Genomic DNA, 21,876 nt, shown 5'->3' with positions numbered 1-21,876 from the left:
TTTGTCGGATTAAATAATTGGCTGAGTTGTAGAGATTTTTAGACTGCCAAGATAAATTATCTATCTCAGCCCAAAATCTATGTCCTTTCTTGATAATGTGTCTTTCGGCTACTAACATTGTTATCCGTTGTCTTTTAACTCAGCTATAATCTTTTCTGTTATGATAATTGTACCCGAAGGCAATTGATAGCCTGTTAAATTCCCTTGTTTCCACCACCTCCAAGCCGTTCGATAACTTATTCCTGCTTTTTTTGCCTAGTCTGATAGTTTCCTGTCTATATATTACCATGCCTGACTATATCTGACTATATTTGTATTGCAACTTTACAATACCTTTGAAGAGGTTCAGGAAAATATTAAAGAAGCGATTAAACTTTACCTTGAAGTTTTGCAAGAACGCGGGGAAACCATTCCAGAACCCACAACTAAAGTCGGATTGGTTGGAGTGGCTGCAGGAGGGTTCTTGCCGACTACCCAAAAACTGCTGGGGTTTCACTCAAGAAGAACAAGGGCGACCCAATCAGCTACGATTGACAGGGCAATCGCACGGGTTGTCTTGCTCTTTTTTCTCACAAATTTAATTTTCGCACAGGTCTATTCCTGAAGACTAGCTATCATTGCTGGAACTCTAACCTATTTTTTAGTTTTTACGTCAGGAGTGAACCGGGATAAGATTAAAATAATGACACAAGTGAGTCAAGCTTTACAGTCTGATGCCAATGGTAATAATCCGAAAAAACTTCTTGTTAATAATGATAATTGGACTATCTCCCTTGATCTTTATGGTCAATTATTGCCAGAAATCACCAAAATAAAGTAATTTCTTTCCATCCCCTTTAATATTTTCTCGATCGAGCGGCTTTTCAGTCCCCAAAATCCTTACAATAGGAGATGAAGATAGCCGAAAAGTTGGAGAATATGAATTATCTCATTGCCGTGTTAGCTGATCGCATACAAGCAGAAGAAGCTGCCGTTGCCCTCGAAAAAGCGGGAATTCCCCAATCTCAAGTGACCATTCTCGGTCGCGGCTATAAAAGTGCCGATGAGTTCGGTTTGATCGATCCCTTCCAACAGGCCAAAAAACGGGCTACTCTCATGGCTTTTTGGCTAATTCCCTTCGGTTTTGCCGGTGGCTACCTTTTTAACCTGATTACGGGATTGCATACCTTTGATTGGGCAGGAGAACCGGGGAATCATATTGTTGGCGGCATTGCTGGGGCGATTGGGGGGGCAATGGGCAGTATTTTCGTCGGTGGTGGCGTGGGTTTATCGTCCGGCAGTGGCGATGCACTTCCCTATCGCAATCGTCTCGGCGCCGGAAAATATATTATTGTCGTGCAGGGTTCCGAAAACTTGAAAAATCAAGCGACGCTTATCCTCCGTCAATTTAACCCCGAAAATCTGCAAGGATACGCCCTAGAACAGTGAACGGTTATCGGGAATAAGTTATCGGTCATTTGATTTTTTCCTAAGAATTTTTGATTAATTACCACAAAACAATGTCACCAAGAGAAGAATTACTAAAGGGTGTCGAGAATCGCGAGGAGATAGCGAAAGTTATTGATAAAGCCGAACAAGCGATCAAGACTTGGGAAGTGACGGTGACAGACTTTCTTTCTCCCGCGGTTTTAGCGGAAGTAGAACGGGTTTTTCAGCGTTTAACCGATGTGTCAATGCAAAAATGGGGCGGTTATCCCCAAGCAGAAAGACAGCGCCTCGGTATTGCTAGAGTTGATCTACCTTTGACAGTAACAGATATTCCCCTATCTGCCCTTGATATTGCCGGTAATTTTCTTTTTGATACCGCTAACCATCGGGATTTTTTAGGGGCGATGTTGGGGACGGGTATCGTCCGGGAAAAAGTCGGCGATATAATCGTTTTAGGTGAGCGAGGAGCGCAGGCGATTGTAGTGCCTGAATTGGCAGATTTTTTATGTGCTAATTTACTACAAGTGCGTTCAGTTCCCGTGAAAACTAGCCCGATTCCTTTGACGGAATTAAAAGTTAGACCACCGCAAAAAAAAGAAATTAATACTGTGGAAGCTTCCTTGCGTTTAGATGCGATCGCCTCGGCGGGTTTTGGCATTTCTCGCAGTAAAATGGCCGAAGCAATTAGCGCTGGGGATGTGCGAGTTAACTGGAAAGATATCAGCCAATCTAGTTATAACGTTAAAACCGGTGATTTGATTTCTTTTCGGGGAAAAGGTCGTCTAGAAGTGGGTGAGGTTACTATGACAAAAAAAGAGCGCTATCGGGTTCATTTAACTAGATTTATTTAGTTTTTTCTGTCTCTAGAATTTGTTATTAGACAGATTAATTGCCATGACTGAGAATTTCACCGTAATCGTGCAACTGTGTCAAGTTAGTCCCATCGGTAAACTATTACCGGGGGCGCTTTATGTTCATCGAGAGGCATTACATCAACTTGATCCTATCCTCCAGAATTACGAACAAAAAGGAAGAATTAATCAGCATTTATCTGAGGCAACAATAATTAAATTTAGCACCGATAAACCGAAAATATCCTATCTTTTTTATCCCGATTTTGATCGGGAACCTCACCCAGCTTTAACTAAAAGTTTAGTGGTAGATATGGGGACATTAATCTTAAGTGAATGGAATTATCAAAATGCCGATAATCCGCCCATTTTACACCGAAAAGAAACTTTTGTTACTAGGGACTATCCCCTTTATCAAGAATTCGATCATCTCACAAAAATCGAGAGTGCTTTAGGACTTTTAAACAGTTCTTATCCCATCGGCACTAAACAGGAATGGCAACGGCTTTTAAGAAAGCATAACCTTGATTTTGCAGGAGATTATTTAGTTTGTAATCTAGAGGGACAAAAGGAAAAATCGATAATAATTGATCGCCACAAAGCCGCTCTTGTTCGCAAAACCCTTTCTCGTCCGACAAGATTAGCATTAGCGGCGGGATTATTCCTTCCTGAAACCACTTTTTTTGATTACGGTTGTGGTTATGGAGGTGATATAGAACGCATAGCCGAACAGGGTTATCAAAGTGAAGGTTGGGATCCTTATTATCGTCCCGATAGTCCTTTAATTGAATCTGATATTGTTAATTTAGGCTATGTAATTAATGTTATTGAATCCGCCGAAGAACGGCAGGAAGCCTTATTAAAAGCTTGGCAACTAACCCGTCAAGTTTTAATTGTTTCAGCACAGATTCTAATTGATGATAGCGAACGGGGTTTAATGGCTTATGAAGATGGAATTATAACCCGTCGTAATACCTTTCAAAAATACTATCAACAGGAAGAACTAAAACAGTATATTGATAGCACTTTGGGGGTTGATTCTATTCCGATAACTTTGGGAGTTTATCTAGTTTTTCGAGAGGAAGAAAAAGCGGAAGCTTTTCGTTTATCCAGATGGCGTTCCCGCGCTACCACTCCTAAAATTAAAACCCATCTCAAATGCTTTGAAGATTACGAAGATCTATTAACTCCCCTGATGGAATTTTACACCCAGCAGGGACGTTTACCCGTCGCGGGTGAATTATTACAAGAGGAAGAAATTAAGGCAGAATTTGGCACTTTTAGACGAGCTTTTCAAGTGATTTTACAAGTAACAGAAGCCGAAGAATGGGAGATAATTGCCGATAAAAGACGCGCCGATCTTTTACTTTATTTAGCTTTAAGTCAATTTAGCCACTGTCCGAAAGTACGGGAATTATCCCCCGCTACCCGTGCCGATTTTAAAGCTTTATTTGGCAGTTATCGCAATGCTTGCGCTTTAGCAGAAGAAGTGTTAATAAGTGCGGGAAATTTGGTAGCGATCGCTCGTACTTGTGAAAATAGTTCTTTAGGCAAACTTTCCCGTTATTCCCTAACTATTCATATTAGCATTCTGGAAAAATTACCGATGTTATTACGCTTATATGAAGGTTGTGCTAGTCAAACTATCGGACGGTTAGAAAATGCTAATGTTATTCGTTTATCCTTTCGTCAACCCAAAATTTCCTATCTTTATTACCCCAATTTTGATACAGAAATCCATCCGATTTTAGCTACTAGCATGGATGTATATTTAGGTTCGGCTGATTTTAGTTTTCGCGATTATCGGGATAGTCCTAATCCGCCAATTCTACACGAAAAAGAGCTTTTAGTAACGGCTGATTATCCTAACTATGATAAATTGCTTCAGTTAACTAAATTAGAAAAGGATTGGGGATTGTTAGAAGATAGAAAAGCGATCGAACGTTTACAGGGTTGGCAAAAATGTTTAGAGGAGCATTGTGCTACAATCAAAGGCTATCAGATCCTGTGGCGAAAAGATGCTGATCCCTATAAAGTTAAGATTTTACGCGCTAAAATTCAGACCAGAAGAAATCAAAATAAGTCTTGCTGAGTAATTAAGTCAAATAGACGAGGTAATTAATTTTATGATGACTACGATTCGGTTACAAGGATTAGAAGGTTTCGAGTTAAAAGCTAATGATCCTGAACAAAGAATGTTAATTTCTGGGGTTAATTGGCAACAGTACGAAACCCTCTTAAAACATTTAGAAGATAGTTCGAGTTATCGCATCACTTACTTAGATGGAATGGTAGAAATTATGGCTCCTAGTCGTCGTCATGAAGTTAGCAAAAAAAATATCGGTAGATTGGTAGAAGTTTATTTAGAATATGCTGAAATTGATTTCTGGGGATTAGGTTCCACCACTTTGCGAAAACAGGAAAAAGAAGCGGGAAAAGAACCAGATGAATGTTTTTGTTTATTCACAGAAAAAGAGTTTCCTGATTTGGCGATCGAAATAATTTTAACCAGTGGCAGCCTGAAAGTTTTAGAAGTTTATAAAAGATTGGGAACTCAAGAGGTTTGGTTTTGGCAAGATAATCAGTTAAAAATCTATTCTTTGCAAGAGAATGGCGAATATATTTTAATCCCTAAAAGTGCTTTATTACCGGATTTAAATTTAGAATTATTAGCCGAATATGTCAACCATCCTAATCCCCGTCTTGCTGTCAAAGAATTTCGCTCGCAGTTACCAGAAAATTGCCAGTTATAATAACTATTGTCTTTCCATGAATTCTCAAGTCAAATTTAACCTATCTATCCTAGCAATATTTTTATTTTCTCTGGCGATAAGATTCTGGAATCTCAGTCAATTTAATACTCTTGTTTTCGATGAAGTTTATTATGCTAAATACGGCAATGAATATCTAATCGGTAAAGAATTTTTCCAGTCTCATCCACCGTTAAGTCAATATTTAATTGCTATTAGTATCTGGATTGGTTCCCATTTTCCTGCCGATCCTGAAACCATTAATAATTTAACTGGTTCCCCGCGCTCAACTTTTAGTTATCGCTGGTTAAATGCTTTCACTGGTTCTTTTATTCCCCTAATTATTGGCGCAATTGCTTATCAATTAACCCAGAGAAAAACTGTATTTTTAATCACAACTTTCCTCGCCAGTTTAGACGGATTATTTCTGGTGGAATCCCGCTATGCTCTCAATAATATTTACTTAATTTTATTCGGTTTGTCTGGACAATTATTTTTTTTATTAGCGCTCCAGAAAAATCAAAAACTCAATTGGCTATTATTATCAGGAGTTTGTTTCGGTTTAGCGGCAAATATTAAATGGAATGGCTTAGGATTTTTACTGGGAATATTTATTTTTATCGCTATTGCTTGGTTAATAAAATTATTGAAGCAAGAGCAGTCAAAAGATAATCTTTGGACAAAGGCAACTAACCTGAGATTAGAGTACATTTTTATCGCCTTAATTGTCTTTCCCCTAGTCACCTATAGTTTGCTGTGGATACCGCATCTTCTCGTCAACCATCAATATAATTTTTGGCAAGTACATCAAGAAATTTGGTCATTTCATCAGAAAATAAAAGGTAATCAATCTGATGTCCATCCCTATTGTTCTCCCTGGTATAGTTGGTTAGTAATGGGGCGACCTGTGGCTTATTATTTTGAGAGAGTAGGTGATAAAATTTATGATGTTCACGCTATGGGAAATCCGTTTTTATGGTGGTTTTCTACGGGAGCAATTCTAGTGGTTTTTAGTCGATTATTTAACCGAAAAGAGCGAGTAATTTCCGCCTATCTTATCTGTAACTATATTGCTAATCTGCTGCCCTGGTTAAAAATTAGTCGCTGTACCTTTCTCTATCATTATATGGCTGCCTATAGCTTCACTTGGATTGCCCTAGCTTGGCTCTTAGCCGATGGTTTAGAAAGTTCCAGTCCTATTTATAAAAATTGCTCGCGCTCGCTGATAATTTTGATAATTTTTGCCTTTATCCATTGGCTACCAATTTATTTAGGCATTCCCCTGTCAGTGCGGGATTATTATCTGAGAATGATTTTTCCCAATTGGATTTAGGATGAAATTAGCCCCAAAAACTGATACAATGAAATCATGAAAAAAAGCGATCGCATGAGTTATGGGTAAACAAAGAATCTTATCTGGTGTGCAACCAACCGGCAATTTACATTTAGGCAATTATCTCGGTGCGATCCGCAATTGGGTGGAGGGACAAAAAGACTACGATAATTTCTTTTGTGTGGTCGATTTACACGCGATCACCGTTCCCCATAATCCCGCGACTCTTGCGGAGGATACTTTAGCAATTGCCGCTTTATATTTAGCCTGCGGAATTGATTTAGAATATGCGACTATCTTTGTCCAATCCCACGTTAAGGCCCATACGGAATTAACTTGGTTATTGAATTGTATCACCCCTCTAAATTGGTTAACCGATATGATTCAATTTAAAGAAAAGGCGATTAAACAGGGGGAAAATGTTGGCACAGGTTTACTCGATTATCCCGTGCTAATGGCTGCCGATATCCTACTCTACGATGCCGATAAAGTACCCGTGGGAGAAGATCAAAAACAACATTTAGAATTAACTCGCGATATAGCCGTTAGAATTAATCATCTTTTTGGGCAACCGAAACAACCAATTTTAAAACTTCCCGATCCGATGATCCGCAAGGAAGGAGCGCGGGTGATGAGTTTAACCGATGGCCGGAATAAAATGTCTAAATCCGATCCTTCCGAGATGAGTCGGATTAATATTCTCGATAGTCCCGATGTCATTGCCAAGAAAATTAAACGCTGTAAAACCGATCTAGTTAAGGGTTTAACTTTCGATGATCCGGAACGTCCCGAATGCCATAATTTATTAACTCTCTATGGCATTTTATCGGGAAAAAGTCAAGAGGTGGTTGCGGGAGAATGTGCCGATTTAGGTTGGGGACAATTTAAACCGATGTTAACAGAAGTCACCATAGAATCTCTGAAACCTATTCAGGAAAAATACGCCGAAATTAGAGAGGATAAAGATTATTTAGCCACGGTTTTACGACAAGGTCGTCTCAAAGCAGAAGCGGTAGCCAATCAAACTCTCGATCGAGTTAAAAATGCCATGGGTTATTTACCACCATTTTAGGGATAATTTTCGGGTGCATCTCCTAATTATCAATCTACTCAGTTGAGATTTTTCAAGGAAAACTCGCTGCTTTATCAGTCAATCTTTAACTCTTGGTGGGGTTCTACCCCCCCCATCCAGGGTAAGGGAAGGAGAATGATTACAAAAGTTATTAAATTAAGCACAACTCCAGTGATATATTGGTAAAATAAGGGCATAATTAGGGCTTGCTGAATAAATCTAAAAACCTTGTTGGGTAAGACTGTTAGACCTTTTGTCAATCAAAAAGTACTGGATATGGGAGTGATCGGGGGGAAATTTAAGTACTTTTTCCCTGAAAATTAGGTAATTGACCACCTGAAAATGGGTAAAACCCTACACCCTACACCCCACACCCCACACCCTACCCCCACGAAAAACTTTTTGCCGCAAACCCTATTTAGAAGTACCAGAAAAGGGATTATGTGTTCCGATTCCCTATCTTCTTTGGGATAAGTCTCCCTTTTATCTTTTACAAGAAATTGTCTGGAAATATGGGGCAGGTGTTTCTACAAAAAATCGTCTTAGTCCTCGCAATGAAAAATGGCTCTTTTATCTAAAAAATTGCCAAGAATATACTTTTAACTTAGATAATATTCGTGACCCTAACGTTAAGTATCCCAATCAAAAGAAAAATGGTAAATATCGTTGTAATCCCCTCGGTAAAAATCCTTCTGATGTGTGGGAAGTTCCTAAAGTCACTACAGGAGAAAAGCGCAGTTCTAAGGAAAGAACCGGACATCCCGCACAATTTCCTTTAGCAATTGTCGAGAGAATTATACAAGCTTCATCTAACCCCGTAGAAATAATTCTTGATCCCTTTGCTGGTTCTTGTTCTACAGGAATAGCGGCCTTTGGATTAGGAAGAATTTTTGTGGGTTTTGAAATTCGACAAGACTATTGCGAGATAGCTGCAGAGAGATTTAAAAGATTTAAAAAAGAAAGAAGCAATACTTATATTCAAGGATCATTATTATAGTATTAAAAACGGATTTGGTATGATTGACTTTTTTAAACTTGTTTTCGCAGTTTCAATCAGGGGAAATGCGATCGCCCATAAAAGTAGCAGACTCCAGCAGTTACCCCAAGACTAAGAATTGTTATCCCCGCCGGAATTCCAAACATCCCCGACTCACTTACTAAAAATATGTTGTACTATTGTGATAAGAGGATTTTTTTCCTTAGAAATTGTCATATTTGAGGTTTTGATTATGCCTTATACAAACGAAGAAGGTGGACGCTTAAATAATTTCGCCGCCGAACCGAAAGTTTATCAAGCGGCTCCCCCCACTAAATCGCAACAACGTAATTATCTTTTCTGGGGCGTTGCTGCGATCACACTTGTCGGTGGACTGTTAGCCGTCGCTTTTTACGCATCTCAAGCTGGCTAAAATTTAGTCCCTCGTAGTTGCGATTTAGCCCCTTTCACTCCTCTTTACCGCTAATATCACAACTACTCCCTATTTTAAGGCTTTTGACCCTGAATTAATGCCACTGCTGACTGAGACTTAGCCGCAGTCCCCTGTTTACCCTGAGATAACGCTAGACGGGCCGCTTCCTCTAAATCAGCGATCGCTTTTTCCCTGTTTCCCAATTTATAATAGGTCAAACCCCGATTGTGGTACGCTTCGGCAAAATTAGCATTAATTTTCAGACTCTCATTATAGTCCCTTAAAGCCATTTCCTGCTGTCCGGCTCGGTTATAGGCCAGGGCGCGATTATAGAAAATGCGATCCTGTCCTCTAGTTCCCTGTAAACTCAAAGCTTTTGTGTAATCCTCGATCGCTTCTAGGTGTCTTCCCAAGTCATCCTTGGCATTACCGCGATAAATAAAGAAATCAGCAAAATTTCCGTTTAAAGCGAGCGCTTTTGTGCAATCTTCCACCGCTGCCTCGTATTTTTTCGTCAGATAATGGACATAACAACGATTACCGAGAGCGTTAACATAATTGGGGTTGATTGTCAAGGCCTGGGTATAATCTGCGATCGCTCGCTCGTACTGGCCGAGAACTAATTCCGCGTAGCCGCGATTATAATAAGCATCGGCATCCTTCGGCTCTAATTGTAGAGCTTGAGTAAAATCTGCGATCGCACCTGAGTAATCCCCTGCGGTTAAACGATCCACACCCCGATTATAAAATTCTACAGCTTTCACGGGGTTAGCGGTAGTTTGAGAGCTTAGGGGAGAGATGGTCAGTAAAAAAGTCGCTATAGCCATAATAATTGTCAATTTTTTCTTAATTTTCATAATCCCTTCACCTAAACAATTCAAGGTAAAATTAAACAGCCCTACTCACAGGTCAAAATATCATGATTAAATCTCTTTTGGCGACTTTCCTCCTAATTACCACCCTCCTCTTAACCAGTTGTGCAACTCCCATCGCTGGACTGCAAGGATATACCAGTGGCAGCCAAGGCTATCAATTTTTATATCCTAAGGGTTGGACGCAAGTGGATGTGAAAAAAGTTGCAGGAGTAGATGTGGTTTTTCATGACCTGATCGAAACTAGCGAAAATTTAAGCGTTATTATCAACCCCGTCCCCGACAATAAAACCTTAACAGATTTAGGGACACCCTCGGAAGTTGGCTATCGTCTCCTGAAAAATAACAGTCTTAACCCCAATCTCGATAAGGAAGTAGAATTAATTCGCTCAGAATCCCATCAAATCGACGGCAAAGATTATTATATCCTCGAATATCAAGTTAAATTACCCAACGGCCAAGAACGTCATAATCTGGCCAGCGTCACGGTTAATCATAATAAACTCTATTCTTTTAATCTTTCCACTTCCCAAAAACGTTGGACGCAAATTCAAGAACTCTTTGAAACTATCGTTGATTCTTTCTCGGTTAGTTAAATGTCAGAGGATAGGAAATTTTCAGTAAAATGTAGGGTGCGTTAGACGGCAAAAATTCCTGTTTTGACTTAAAGGTAAAAATCCGTCGTAACGCACCACCTATCATCAACTAGGTAGCTGGTTACAATTAAAGATAAAATACTTACTTAGTCAGTAATCAGTGAAAAGACAGTAGGAAACTTCTATTTAATACTGTCACTTAAAACTCAAATCTAATAACCGATAACTGGTAACCGATAACTGGTAACTGGTAACTGATAACTGATAACTGAATATGAGTAACTCGGAAGAAAATAGACTAGATAGACTGGAATCTCTTGCTGAAACTACCCTAACAGAACTACGGGAGATTAAATCAGGACTACAGGAGATTCAATCAGGACTACAGGAGATTAAATTAGGACTACAGGAAACCAATCAGGGATTAAAAGAAACTAGAGCGATCGCTAATTCTAACGCTAAATCGATCGAAGCGTTAACTAATAGTCTTGCTGAGTCTAAAAAAGAATGGGAAAAAGACAGACGGGGACTTGATCAACTCCTAGGACAATTAACTCGATCAAGGTCAGATTTTTATGAGGTTCAGTCATATTTTTACAATTGATTTGACAATGAAGAAAGACAATACCGCATGGTTGAGATTTTAGATCGTTATTTACCCCCCGAAAATTCTGCCAATTCTTAGCAGAAATAGCTACAAAACCGATAACTGATGGTGGGTTACGGTAAATAGATAAATCAATAATTAAGTCTAATAATTTGTCATTGCCTAACCCACCCTACCTAACTTTTTTACTTTTTCCTTTAAAACTTATGTCTATTCCCTTGATTCTTGCTTCCGCTTCTCCTGCGCGTAAAAAACTTTTACAAATGGTGGGAATCGATCCGATTGTGCGAGTGAGTAACTTTGATGAATCGACAATTAACGCTGATGATACTCTCCATCTTGTCCAAACTTTAGCCCAATGTAAAGCGCAAACGATCGCCCCTAAATTTGATACAGGATTAATTCTTGGTTGCGATTCCGTCTTAGAAGTAGCGGGGGAAGTCTATGGCAAACCCAAGGATAAATCAGAAGCGATCGAGCGTTGGCAAAAAATGCGCGGTCAGGTGGGTACACTCTATACAGGTCATGCTTTAATCGATCGAGTTAATAATCAAACTTTGACTCGTTGTGGGATCACTAAAGTTCACTTTGCCAATATCAGTGATGAAACAATTATTGCCTACGTTGACACCGAAGAACCCCTCAAATGTGCCGGCTGTTTTGCCCTAGAAGGAAAGGGGGGTCTATTCGTGGAAAGATTAGAGGGATGTCACAGTAATGTTATCGGTTTAAGTTTGCCCCTATTTAGGCAGATGTTAACGGATTTTGGCTACCAAATCACTGACTTTTGGTGATCTTTTTGTCGATAATTTCCCCAAATTTATTGGCAAAAAGGCTTGACAAATTCTCAGATTTGCGTTAACCTTTTATTATAATGGGAATCCGTGTCGCCCTGCGAACCCCTCTTTTTTCTATGCGATAGCCCCAAAATTTTTAACCCTTTCCTTTTCACTTTTTCCTGAAAAAACTATGTCTTGCTTGCGCGTGGGAATTGCCGGTCCGGTGGGTTCAGGAAAAACAGCCCTTCTCGATGCCCTGTGTAAAAATTTGCGGGATCAATATCCGATCGCCGTAGTCACCAATGACATTTATACTCAAGAAGATGCCCAATTTTTAGTGAGATCGCAAGCTTTAGCCCCGGAAAGAATTTTAGGAGTAGAAACGGGAGGATGTCCCCATACAGCTATTCGCGAGGATGCCTCAATTAACTTAGTTGCCATTGAACAGTTAGAGAGAAAATTTGCTAACTTAAAGCTAATTTTTCTGGAAAGTGGTGGCGACAATTTAGCGGCAACCTTTAGCCCCGAATTAGTAGATTTAACCATCTATGTAATTGACGTGGCAGCCGGAGATAAAATCCCTCGCAAAGGGGGACCTGGTATCACCAAATCGGATTTATTGGTAATCAATAAAATAGATTTAGCCCCGATGGTGGGGGCAGATTTAGGAGTGATGGATAGAGATGCCAAAAAAATGCGCGGGGATAAACCCTTTATCTTCACCAACTTAAAAACACGGGAAGGATTAGAGCGAGTGATTGCCTTTATTGAAAAGAATTTATAATAAACTATTACTAGGAATAAAAAAGAGAGCGCCAGAAAAATTTAGGTAAAGCTAACATTCTTTTCCAGCGCCAAGGTTCCTGATAAAGTCGGTATAACCACTCTAAATTATTGTCACAGAAAAAGCGAGGGGCGCGGATTTTTGTACCGGACCAGATATCAAAACTACCCCCCACACCTACCCAGATAGCTTGGGGACAGAGATAGCGATGTTCCCTAATCCAATATTCTTGTCGGGGTACTCCCAAACCAACTAAAATTAACCGCGGTTGTTGATCTTTTAACACCTCAATCCAATCGGACATTTCCTCGGAGGATAGATAACCGTGGTTAGTCAGAATACGGATATTAGGTATCTTTTTTTGCCAATTACTTGCCGCTTTTTCCGTAATCCCCGGGTTACCACCAAAAAAAGCAATAGGAAAACTCTCTCCCTGCATTCCTAACTCAGTAATTAAGGATTCTGATAATTCAATACCGGGGCAGCGGGTTTGTTTTTTGCCCCTTAATTTTAAGTAAATAACAATCCCAGCGCCGTCGGGAATAACTAAATCTGCTTCCCGAATAACTTGTGCCACTTTGGCATCATTTTCCCCTAACATGGCCATTTCTGCATTAAGAGTGACAACGTGGGAACCAAAACCTTGATAGACGCGATCAATTAACCAACGACTGTAGTTATCGAGGAGATGAACTGGTAAACCGAGAACTGAATATTTAGGGGGAGTTTCTAGCATATAAGTCATCTTGATTTAGTTGTCATTTGATCGAGAAATTGGCACAAAATCCACCCCAAAACTAGAACGAGAACCGGGTTGAACTACCACTAATTGCACGGATTGATTGCGATCGCCAGACGGTAAAAATCGCACTGGATTAGTCGCCCCAGGCACAGAAAAATTACTGCTTCTTAACGCCTGTTGAACTCCCTCTCGGCTAGATTCTGCCTTAATTCCAGCGATTAAAGCCTGGGTAGCGTCATAGGCGGTAGCAGTGCGCCAATTTACGTCTCCTTGCCACAATTGGCGGGAATTATTGACAAAAGGACTATTCGGATTAGCCCCTAAATGCCAAGCGACAGCGACAATCATGCCAAGGGCATTTTTTCCGCCTACATCCAGAGTTTTGGGGCTATAAACGTCATCACCCGCCACAATCGGTAATTTTTGACCATTGATTTGAACCACCTGCAAAGCCTCATCTAGGGTACCACTATCCCCAAGAAGGGCGATTAGATTTGCTCCCTCCTGTTGAGCTTGTTGGAGGCTTTTAGAAGGGGTAAAAGTCAGGGAAGATAGATCAAATTCACTCACCACTTGACCTCCTCCTAATCCTAAAGCGGTGATAAATTCAGATTTTAGGGATTGACTATAATTACTTTGGGAGTTAAAAAATACCACTGCCTTGACGTTAGGAATTTTTTGCAAGCTAGATTCAGCTAATGCCCGTGCTGCCACAAAATCACTGGGAACAGAACGAAAGATATAGTCACCAAAATTGGAGAGTTTAACTGAGGTACTGATGGGGGAAATCATTACTAATCCTGCTTTTTGATAGATAGCAGCTGCGGCTAAAGAGGTATCACTGCTAGTGTGTCCTACTACTCCTAAAATGCTGTTATCAGCCGCTAATTTTTGGGCAATTTGAGCGGCAATTTCGGGATTATCAGCATCATCAGCAATGAGAACTTTTAAAGGAATGCCATTAATTCCTCCAGTTTGATTGATTTGATTTTGAGATTGGGCAACTCCTCGTAAAACTTCTAGGGTGGTGTTGACATTGCTCCCAATTGGCACGGAAACGGCGATAGTATGGGACTTAGCTTCACCAATACGGGCGTTATTTAAGTAGATGAGAGCTTCGGGATCATTTTGATTAGTTTGCAGGGATTTTTCTAGGAGGTAAACTGCTTGCTGAAAGTCGCCTTTCCCGATCGCCTGTATGGCAGCTTGTTTGTCAGAAGAAGCCCCTTCAACTATTAATAATTTTTCCCCTTGACTAAATTTTGCTTGTGCCGATACCGATTTTTGCTCTGGTGATATTTTCTCGATTTCAGAAAGATTGGTTGGGTTATTTTTTCCTTGAAAACGATTGTATAACCACCAACTACCTACCCCAAAAAATATTAGGGTAATCAGCAGGGCTAAAAGGAGGGGAACTGTATCATTTTTCTGGCTCATGGGCTGATCAGCTAAGATTAAATTAATGGTTTAATCGAGATTTATAGTTAATAAAAGTAACATTCTTGGGCTTTTAATAGGCTAATTAAAGTCTGAATTGCACCACTACCAGATATACCCTGATAGAATACCTCATTTTGGGTCTGATAGTCAAGACATTGTTTAAATGCGTCTTAGCTTATTAGCGATACTTTACCTTTTTGTTTGGGAATCTTCTAAATGTTTTACTAAAACATTTGAGGATAAAGGACCGTGTAAATGACTCCAGGGTAAAACCTGTTCTAAACGCCATTGCTGATGGACGTAATAATCTAGAGGGGGAATTTGTCCTTTTAGTTCCTTAAAAGCCCGTTTATAACTGCCTAAAGAATCACCGTAACCACGGGTTAATTCTAACAGGGAGGTTAAGCGGCGATCGCCTCTAGATAAGAGGGCTTGAATTACTGACCAATTATAACTCTCTGGTCGAAATTCTATGCCCTGTTTACCTAATTGTTTCTCTAGATATTTTAATCTTTTTTCGGCCATTTTATTAACTCCAAACCACTGAAAAGGAGTATGGGATTTAGGCACAAAGGTGCTGCAACCGAAAGAGATTCGCAATCCAGAGGCGGCTTTTTTTAAGGCTATTAACATTTCCACAGTTGCCGCAATATCTTCGGCTTCTTCTCCCGGTATTCCCACCATACCATAGAGTTTTATCCCTTTTAAACCGCCCGCTTTGGCATTAATGGCAGCTTGGATAATTTCATCATTGGCTAACTTTTTGTTGATAATTTCTCGCAGGCGATCGGAACCACTTTCTACGGCAATAGTAATTGATTTGGTGTCTCTTTGGGATAAAATTCTGGCTAATTTTTCCGTGACTGTATTAGTTCTAACTGAGGCGATCGAGAGTCTAACTCCCTCAAATTGTGGTTGAAAAAGATAATCAAGTAAGGTTTCAAATTCAGGATGTTGACTGACGGAAGCCCCTAATAAACCAAGGCGATCGGTCACTTTTAAACCTTTTTCAATGGCGGGAATTAAAGATTCTAAACTAGCGGTACGAAAGGGTAAAGTTAGATAACTAGCTAAACAAAAACGGCACATTTCTGGACAACTTCGCACCACCTCTACCATATAAATATTCTCCCATGCCGCTTGTTTTGTTACCACCGTAGAAGCAGCAAGAGTGTTACTGCGATAGGTTTGTTTACTAACAAAGGCAGCCACATTATTATCTATGGGTAGAATTGCTGTAATTTCACCTTCAGGACTATCATAATTAACGGTATATAAACTAGGAACATACACCCCCGGAACCTGGGACAAATGACGGAGTTTTGTCGGGCGATCGGCGTTTCTAACCTCTTGATAGGCATTAATAAAATCAGCAATTAAATTTTCACCATCTCCCAATAAAATTACATCAAAAAAAGCGGCAAAAGGTTCGGGATTGGCGGTTAAAACTGGCCCACCTCCGAAAATTATCGCTTGCCGATCTTGCCGTTGATGACTGTGACAAGGAATTTCTAAAGATTCTAACAGCGAGAGGATATTAACATAGTCTAATTCCCAAGAAAAGGAAAAGCCGACTAATTCGGGATAACGGGGTAAAGATTCTTGAAAATCCGTAAATAAACGACTAACTTGTATATCCGATCGCAGGGCTAAAGTTGCCCAAACAATTTGATAACCTAAACTGGTTATACCCAGGGAATACTGATTAGGGAAAGCAAAAATAGTTCTCAGGGCATCACTGTTAGGTATTGCGGGAGTAAAGAGTAGTTTTTCGTCTTGTAAGATGGTCATTTCAGTTATCAGTTATCAGTTATCAGTTATCAGTTATCAGAACCTAGGTTGGGTTGAAGCATGAAACCCAACGCCCGCTCATGTTACGAAGTGCGCTAACCCATCCTACAAATAATTGTGCCTCCCTACTTATAAGTTTAATTTAAATCCGGAGGTGAAGGAGGGGAAAATATCTCGGCATACAGTTCTATGAACATATCTAAGGTTATGATCCTGGGGATTCGGTGGTCAGGAACAAATTCAAGTTATACTTCCTCCCTAGGGATAGCTATTGTATTTACAGGAGATTTTCTCTTATATCCTAGCAGCTTAACTAGGTGTCGATTTTATTCCTGAGCGCCGCTTTCAAGCAACTCTTTATCTCCTTCACCCCAGCCGGAACGAAATCTATGAATAACCCGGAAGAATACGTTATAATCATGACAAAAATCCTAGATTTAACCATTCCCGATCGCTATTTAAATTCTGTGGTTGAAAACTGGCAACGCTTGCAAGAAATCGCCAGTTTAGTGACAGAATTTCCCTTAGAGGATGACGGGGAAAGCGCCCTCAGCTTTGAACCATGACTATTTCTGTGAGCAATTTAGCTCGATCGAGCCAAAATCGTCAAACTAGCGCCTTAGAAGTTATTAGCCAGACTTTGGCGGCGATAGAGGCAAAAAATCCCCATTTAAATTGCTTTACCGACATTTTACACCCCAGAGCGCTCGCTCAAGCCCAAAAAATTGATCTAGCGATCGCCAATGGGGAACCCGTCGGTGTCTTAGCGGGAGTCCCCTTCGCCGTCAAAAATCTCTTTGATATCGAGGGAATCATCACTTTAGCAGGTTCCAAAATCAATCGGGATAATCCCCCAGCAAGACAGGATGCGATCGCTATACAAACCCTAGAAGCAGCCGGGGCGGTTTTGGTGGGGGCGACCAATATGGATGAGTACGCCTACGGTTTTGTCACCGAAAATGCCCATTATGGAGCCACTCCCAACCCCCGCGATCCTAGTCGCGTGTCGGGGGGATCCTCCGGTGGTTCCGCCGCCGCCGTTGCCGCTAATTTAGTGCCTCTCGCCCTCGGTTCCGACACTAATGGTTCCGTGAGGGTTCCCGCCGCTTGCTGTGGCGTGGTGGGGCTAAAACCCACCTTTGGGCGCGTATCCCGTCAGGGCTTATTTTTGTTCGTTAGTAGTTTGGATCATCTGGGATTTTTTAGCGGCAATGTAGCGGATATGGCGGCTATTTGGAGTCTTTTTGCCAAAAATAACCTTAAAGCCCCTTTACATGGCTTAGAGGGCGTAAAAATAGCCCTTGCCGACGATTATTTTCAGCAGGGAGCCGAACCAGAAGTAATCGAGGCGGTGACAGCGATCGCCGAACGTTTAGGAGTTACCAAAAAAATCACCATTCCCGAAACCGCCCGCGCCAGAGCAGCCGCCTATATAATTACCGCTTCCGAGGGCGCAAATTGGCATTTACCGCGTTTACAGACCAGATTAGAGGATTTTGACCCCGCAACCCGGGATCGCTTCTTGGCAGGGGCATTAATTCCCTCTAGCTGGCATTTACAGGCTCAACGTTTTCGCCGTTGGTATCGCGATCGTCTGCGAGAGATTTTCACCGAAGTCGATATTATCCTCACCCCGACGATTCCCTGTATTGCGCCACCGTTAGGAGTAGAAAAAATGATTATTGACGGGCAAGAGCTATTAATTCGCCCTAATTTAGGCAGATTCACCCAACCTTTTTCTTTTATTGGTTTACCTGCCCTTTCTTTGCCGATTAAACGTCCATCCCAGCTACCTTTAGGTTTGCAAATCATCGCTGCCCCCGATCGCGAAGACTTAATCCTAAGCGTAGCCAAGGTTTTAGAGGAAATGCTTGTCTAAGCATCAGCTTCAATCACATCTAACCAAGCGGCGGCCGATCGCTCCCAAGTGTCAGTTAGGGCAATTTGACCACATCTTGCGCGCTCTTGGGCTAAAAGCTGGGGATTTTTCAGTAATTCGACAATTTTCCAGGCTATAGCTTCCTGAGTAGCGGGATCGGTTACTTCCCCCGGCACTTTCACACAGTAGTCTTTTTCTCGAAAAACGGCAAAATCCGTCACCACTGGCAGACAGCCCACCACTGCCGACTCGCGCACAGAAATACAATCGATCTCACGATAGGTGCAACCGTAGTAATGAATAGCAGAGCGCGCTTTTTCCTCGATTAGTTGACGATAACCCATCATTCCGCGATCAACTACCCCCGGACTAGCTTTAATCAAAGCGATTAAATTATCGCGCCATTCCCTGCGATCGCCAATGCCATCCCGTTTAGTAAAACCATAGTAGAGATGTAACTCGGCCGCGGGAATTTCCGCCTTGATAATCGGCCAGCCATGCTTTAACATCGACTCTAGGCCGCGATAATAACGAGAGGCATAGACTAGACGATAGGGAAGATAGTCACTTTCCGGCACTGTCTCACTTACAGCCAAAAGGGAAGTATCGATACCATTAGGAACAATCGGACATTGATGATCGGCACAGAAATCCAGTAAATCCCGTTGATATTGGCTTTTACAGAAAATTTTGTCATATCTAGCCAAAATTTCCGGGGTATAGGAGTCTGCCGGCACTTTAATATCTTGCCAATCAAAAAAAATTCGTTCTGCCTTGGTACCCGGACGGCAATAGGTGGGATGACGAGAGATCACCAATGTCTCAAAGTGATCCTGCCAATTCATGTGGTAATAATTAACATAGCGAATACCGTCCTGTTCCCCTTCCATACCCTCACAATTGCCAAAAATCGTCACTTTATAGCCGCGTTTCGTCCATTCCTGCGCTAAAAAAGCCACCGATGCCTGTGTGCCACTGGCCCCCCGTTGCCAAATTTCCGCCGGAAGCATGGGACGATATTTTTCTGTGTAAATAACGATCGATTTTTTCGGCCAACGACGGGCGCTCAAACGCTGTTTAATTTGAAATAGGGAAGGTGCGCTGGCCCGTAGCCATTGTTTGAGATTAGATTGTAGGGATGGAGTAGCTTGTGACACTCTTTTTCTCCAAGATCGAGGAAAAATAGGGGCGATGGGTGATAGAGTCTTAGTTTCTCGAATTTAACTCGATTTCTCGACTCAGTAGAACAATTCGAGCCTATCATATAATGGGTTCAAGTCAAAAATCAATCTTTTTATTGCCAGCTATCGACAAGGAAATCTATGAAAATTGTCATCCCGATCGTGTTTTATCGCAAAGGAGGAGTAGAAAGAGTCATTATCTCTTTAATACCTAGCTTATTAGAATACGTCGAACAAATTATTATCGTCCTTCCTCGTAATGATATTGAATATTTTAGATATTTAATGCCTGATTCCGATAAACTTATCTATGAGGATTTTGCTTTTTACCCCCAGAGTTTTGAGACAAAACTAATCTATTTTTATGGTCTTCTAGCGAATTTTTACAAAACCCTAAGACTGACTTCTATTTATCGTCTTTTCTCTCGTAGAATTGAACTTTTACGCATCGAAGCAAGAATTAATCAGATTATCAAGCGTTACCAAGCTGATCACTGTTTGTATGGGATGACTAATCGGATTTCTCCCCCCAATGTCAAGGTTACTTTAAGTGGCATTATTTATGATGTCTTTTGGCAATTTGCTCCCTTAACTTACTCAGAATCCTATCAAGAACCCTACAATGAAGTCTTAAAAGAATGGTTAGATAAGGCCGATCTACTGTTCACGATTTCCCAAAAAACTAAAGACGATGTTTTAAAGGTTTTTCCCAATGCTACCTATGCTAGTAAGTTAAAACCTGTACCCTTAGCAGGATTTGTCGAGCAGTCTAATCCCAAGAGTGATTTAGTCAAAAGTGAGCTAGTTACTTTTTATTTTCCCTCCTCCTTTGGTATCTACAAAGATCATCTGACTTTGCTCAAAGCAGCCATTAAACTAGCGAAACAAGGTTTAAAATTTCAAATAGTTTTCATCGGTAAAGAAACCGATAATCTAGTTAGTGGAAATCTGCAATTATCTCAACAATCCAAAACTCAAGAATACCAAGATTATCTCAAAGAATGTACCCGAGTTTATCGGGAAAATCAAGAAATTTTCGAGAGTCATATCAAGGGATTAGGTTATCAAGACTATGAGACCTTACAATTTTATTATCAAACCTGTTCCTGTGTGGTATTTCCCTCAAAATACGAAGGTTTTGGATTAGCAATAGCGGAAGCCATTTTACAAGGTATTCCCGTTATCGCTTCCGATTTAGAAGTGTTTCAAGAACAGGTAGAATTATATAATTGTCCTGAAAGAGTGCAATTCTATACTAGGGGAGATGCGGAGAGTTTAGCCAACTGTTTAGAACAATTTATCCTCAATCCAATTCCTCGCTTGTTACCCGAAGATATCCCCAATAAAATTAATCTCTGGACTTGGGAAGATGTGGCGAAAAAATATGTAGAACTACTGAAAGAAAATGCAGGTTACTGATCTCTATATCTACCCGATTAAATCCTGTCGAGGTATTCAATTATCCCAAGCTGAAGTGACTCCTAAAGGTTTACTCTGGGATCGAGAAATGATGTTAGTGGATGGCAAGGGTAAATTTATCACTCAAAGGGAATATCCGCAATTAGCCACGGTTTCTGTAACGATTACCGAAGATAATTTTTCTCTAAAAACATCTCAAGACTGCCTGACTTTTCAGCCTAATTTCACAGGGGAAAAAAGAGCGGTTCAAATCTGGGAATCCCAAACCATAGCCATCGATCAAGGGGATGAAATCGCCGAATGGTTTGAGAAAATTCTGGACATTCCTTGTCGTTTATTGCGACAATCTCCCGATTACCTGCGTCCTGCGAATCCTCAGTATGCAGGGAACGATCATACTCCCGTTAGCTTTGCCGATGGTTATCCAATTTTATTAACTAATACTGCCTCTTTAGAGGATTTAAATAAGCGCTTACTTGAACCCGTGCCGATGAATCGTTTTCGGCCTAATATTGTTATTAGTAGCGATCGAGCTTTTAGCGAAAGTAGTTGGCAAAAGATCACAATTGCTGAGATCACCTATGCCCTGGTTAAACCCTGTAGTCGCTGTATTATCACCACCACCGATCAAGAAACAGGTATGAGAAATTCTCAGATGGAACCCCTAAAAACCTTAAGAACTTTTCGCAGTTTCCCCGGGGGAATTATGTTCGGAGAAAATGTCATCCCCGAAAAGACAGGTACAATTAAAGTCGGCGATCCTATTAGCGTAATCTAGAGATATAGAGATATGGGGGAATGGGGAAGTGGGGAAATGGGGGAATGGGGAAGTGGGGAAGTGGGGAAATGGGGGAATGGGGGAATGGGGGAATGGGGGAATGGGGGAATGGGGGAATGGGGGAATGGGGGAGTGGGGGAATGGGGGAATGGGGGAATGGGGGAA

General features: G+C 40.9%; 21 protein-coding genes and 3 pseudogenes. 18 read left to right on the top strand and 6 right to left on the bottom strand.

Going from position 1 to position 21,876, the window contains the following annotated elements; genetic code table 11:
* A pseudogene (locus tag EWV84_RS22740) lies at window positions 1-118 on the bottom strand (transposase); the annotation flags it as partial.
* A 198-nt stretch (window positions 119-316) separates the two neighbouring features.
* Here EWV84_RS22740 and EWV84_RS02680 point away from each other — a divergent pair.
* From EWV84_RS02680 to psb34, 10 genes and pseudogenes are all read left to right on the top strand, one after another.
* Window positions 317-604, top strand: a complete 288-nt coding sequence (locus EWV84_RS02680; protein WP_287076258.1) for a type II toxin-antitoxin system HicB family antitoxin — start codon at window positions 317-319, stop codon at window positions 602-604.
* Between the two features lie 78 nt (window positions 605-682).
* On the top strand, window positions 683-820 hold the full coding sequence (locus EWV84_RS02675; RefSeq protein WP_287076256.1) for a hypothetical protein: 138 nt from the start codon (window positions 683-685) through the stop codon (window positions 818-820).
* Window positions 821-918: 98 nt separating this feature from the next.
* Complete coding sequence (locus EWV84_RS02670) at window positions 919-1,428, top strand: hypothetical protein (protein ID WP_286825510.1); 510 nt, start codon at window positions 919-921, stop codon at window positions 1,426-1,428.
* Window positions 1,429-1,499: 71 nt separating this feature from the next.
* A complete protein-coding gene (locus EWV84_RS02665) occupies window positions 1,500-2,279 on the top strand; it encodes a photosystem II electron transport protein, Sll1252 family (protein ID WP_286825511.1) in 780 nt (259 codons plus the stop codon).
* A gap of 43 nt (window positions 2,280-2,322) precedes the next feature.
* Window positions 2,323-4,371, top strand: a complete 2,049-nt coding sequence (locus EWV84_RS02660) for a DNA phosphorothioation-associated putative methyltransferase (RefSeq protein WP_287076253.1) — start codon at window positions 2,323-2,325, stop codon at window positions 4,369-4,371.
* Window positions 4,372-4,405: 34 nt separating this feature from the next.
* Window positions 4,406-5,032, top strand: a complete 627-nt coding sequence (locus tag EWV84_RS02655) for a Uma2 family endonuclease (protein ID WP_287076252.1) — start codon at window positions 4,406-4,408, stop codon at window positions 5,030-5,032.
* A 16-nt stretch (window positions 5,033-5,048) separates the two neighbouring features.
* A complete protein-coding gene (locus EWV84_RS02650; protein ID WP_287076260.1) occupies window positions 5,049-6,362 on the top strand; it encodes a dolichyl-phosphate-mannose--protein mannosyltransferase in 1,314 nt (437 codons plus the stop codon).
* 61 nt (window positions 6,363-6,423) lie between these two features.
* Window positions 6,424-7,434, top strand: a complete 1,011-nt coding sequence (gene trpS, locus EWV84_RS02645; RefSeq protein WP_287076250.1) for a tryptophan--tRNA ligase — start codon at window positions 6,424-6,426, stop codon at window positions 7,432-7,434.
* Window positions 7,435-7,849: 415 nt separating this feature from the next.
* Window positions 7,850-8,431, top strand: a pseudogene (locus EWV84_RS02640) (DNA-methyltransferase); the annotation flags it as partial.
* A gap of 232 nt (window positions 8,432-8,663) precedes the next feature.
* On the top strand, window positions 8,664-8,843 hold the full coding sequence (gene psb34, locus EWV84_RS02635; protein ID WP_024969104.1) for a photosystem II assembly protein Psb34: 180 nt from the start codon (window positions 8,664-8,666) through the stop codon (window positions 8,841-8,843).
* Between the two features lie 74 nt (window positions 8,844-8,917).
* Here psb34 and EWV84_RS02630 read toward each other — a convergent pair whose 3' ends face one another.
* Entirely contained in the window at window positions 8,918-9,700 is a 783-nt protein-coding gene (locus tag EWV84_RS02630; RefSeq protein ID WP_287076247.1) for a tetratricopeptide repeat protein, read from the bottom strand.
* 62 nt (window positions 9,701-9,762) lie between these two features.
* Between EWV84_RS02630 and psbP the strand changes: the two genes are divergently transcribed.
* From psbP to ureG, 4 genes and pseudogenes are all read left to right on the top strand, one after another.
* Window positions 9,763-10,311, top strand: a complete 549-nt coding sequence (psbP, locus tag EWV84_RS02625) for a photosystem II reaction center PsbP (protein WP_287076245.1) — start codon at window positions 9,763-9,765, stop codon at window positions 10,309-10,311.
* Window positions 10,312-10,585: 274 nt separating this feature from the next.
* Window positions 10,586-10,996 (top strand): annotated as a pseudogene (locus EWV84_RS02620) (hypothetical protein).
* A gap of 128 nt (window positions 10,997-11,124) precedes the next feature.
* On the top strand, window positions 11,125-11,712 hold the full coding sequence (locus EWV84_RS02615) for a Maf family protein (RefSeq protein WP_012265567.1): 588 nt from the start codon (window positions 11,125-11,127) through the stop codon (window positions 11,710-11,712).
* 175 nt (window positions 11,713-11,887) lie between these two features.
* On the top strand, window positions 11,888-12,481 hold the full coding sequence (gene ureG / locus EWV84_RS02610; RefSeq protein ID WP_002792251.1) for an urease accessory protein UreG: 594 nt from the start codon (window positions 11,888-11,890) through the stop codon (window positions 12,479-12,481).
* A 10-nt stretch (window positions 12,482-12,491) separates the two neighbouring features.
* Here ureG and EWV84_RS02605 read toward each other — a convergent pair whose 3' ends face one another.
* From EWV84_RS02605 to EWV84_RS02595, 3 genes are all read right to left on the bottom strand, one after another.
* Window positions 12,492-13,217 (bottom strand): WecB/TagA/CpsF family glycosyltransferase, encoded by a 726-nt coding sequence (locus EWV84_RS02605; protein ID WP_286825518.1) that lies wholly within the window; start codon window positions 13,215-13,217, stop codon window positions 12,492-12,494.
* A gap of 15 nt (window positions 13,218-13,232) precedes the next feature.
* On the bottom strand, window positions 13,233-14,660 hold the full coding sequence (locus EWV84_RS02600; protein ID WP_287076242.1) for an ABC transporter substrate-binding protein: 1,428 nt from the start codon (window positions 14,658-14,660) through the stop codon (window positions 13,233-13,235).
* A gap of 192 nt (window positions 14,661-14,852) precedes the next feature.
* The gene (locus EWV84_RS02595; RefSeq protein ID WP_286825520.1) at window positions 14,853-16,454 is read right to left on the bottom strand and encodes a B12-binding domain-containing radical SAM protein; all 1,602 of its coding nucleotides are present in this window, start codon (window positions 16,452-16,454) and stop codon (window positions 14,853-14,855) included.
* 389 nt (window positions 16,455-16,843) lie between these two features.
* Between EWV84_RS02595 and EWV84_RS02590 the strand changes: the two genes are divergently transcribed.
* Window positions 16,844-17,020 carry a DUF4089 domain-containing protein gene (locus EWV84_RS02590; RefSeq protein ID WP_286825521.1) on the top strand — a complete coding sequence of 59 codons (177 nt, stop codon included), beginning with the start codon at window positions 16,844-16,846 and terminating at the stop codon, window positions 17,018-17,020.
* Window positions 17,017-18,333 (top strand): AtzE family amidohydrolase, encoded by a 1,317-nt coding sequence (locus EWV84_RS02585; RefSeq protein WP_287076240.1) that lies wholly within the window; start codon window positions 17,017-17,019, stop codon window positions 18,331-18,333. The genes EWV84_RS02590 and EWV84_RS02585 overlap by 4 nt, the downstream gene beginning before the upstream one ends.
* Here the strand turns inward: EWV84_RS02585 and EWV84_RS02580 are convergent.
* On the bottom strand, window positions 18,330-19,490 hold the full coding sequence (locus EWV84_RS02580; protein ID WP_286825523.1) for a glycosyltransferase family protein: 1,161 nt from the start codon (window positions 19,488-19,490) through the stop codon (window positions 18,330-18,332). The genes EWV84_RS02585 and EWV84_RS02580 overlap by 4 nt on opposite strands.
* Before the next feature lie 165 nt (window positions 19,491-19,655).
* On the opposite strand from EWV84_RS02580, the gene EWV84_RS02575 reads away from it, so the two are divergent.
* Complete coding sequence (locus tag EWV84_RS02575; RefSeq protein ID WP_287076237.1) at window positions 19,656-20,933, top strand: glycosyltransferase; 1,278 nt, start codon at window positions 19,656-19,658, stop codon at window positions 20,931-20,933.
* Window positions 20,920-21,711, top strand: a complete 792-nt coding sequence (locus tag EWV84_RS02570) for an MOSC domain-containing protein (RefSeq protein WP_286825525.1) — start codon at window positions 20,920-20,922, stop codon at window positions 21,709-21,711. Before EWV84_RS02575 ends, EWV84_RS02570 begins: the two co-directional genes overlap by 14 nt.
* The last annotated feature ends 165 nt before the right edge of the window (window positions 21,712-21,876 follow it).

The organism is Microcystis sp. M_QC_C_20170808_M3Col, assembly GCF_007095505.1.
Classification (GTDB): domain Bacteria; phylum Cyanobacteriota; class Cyanobacteriia; order Cyanobacteriales; family Microcystaceae; genus Microcystis.
This window is presented reverse-complemented; position numbering and strand designations above follow the sequence as displayed.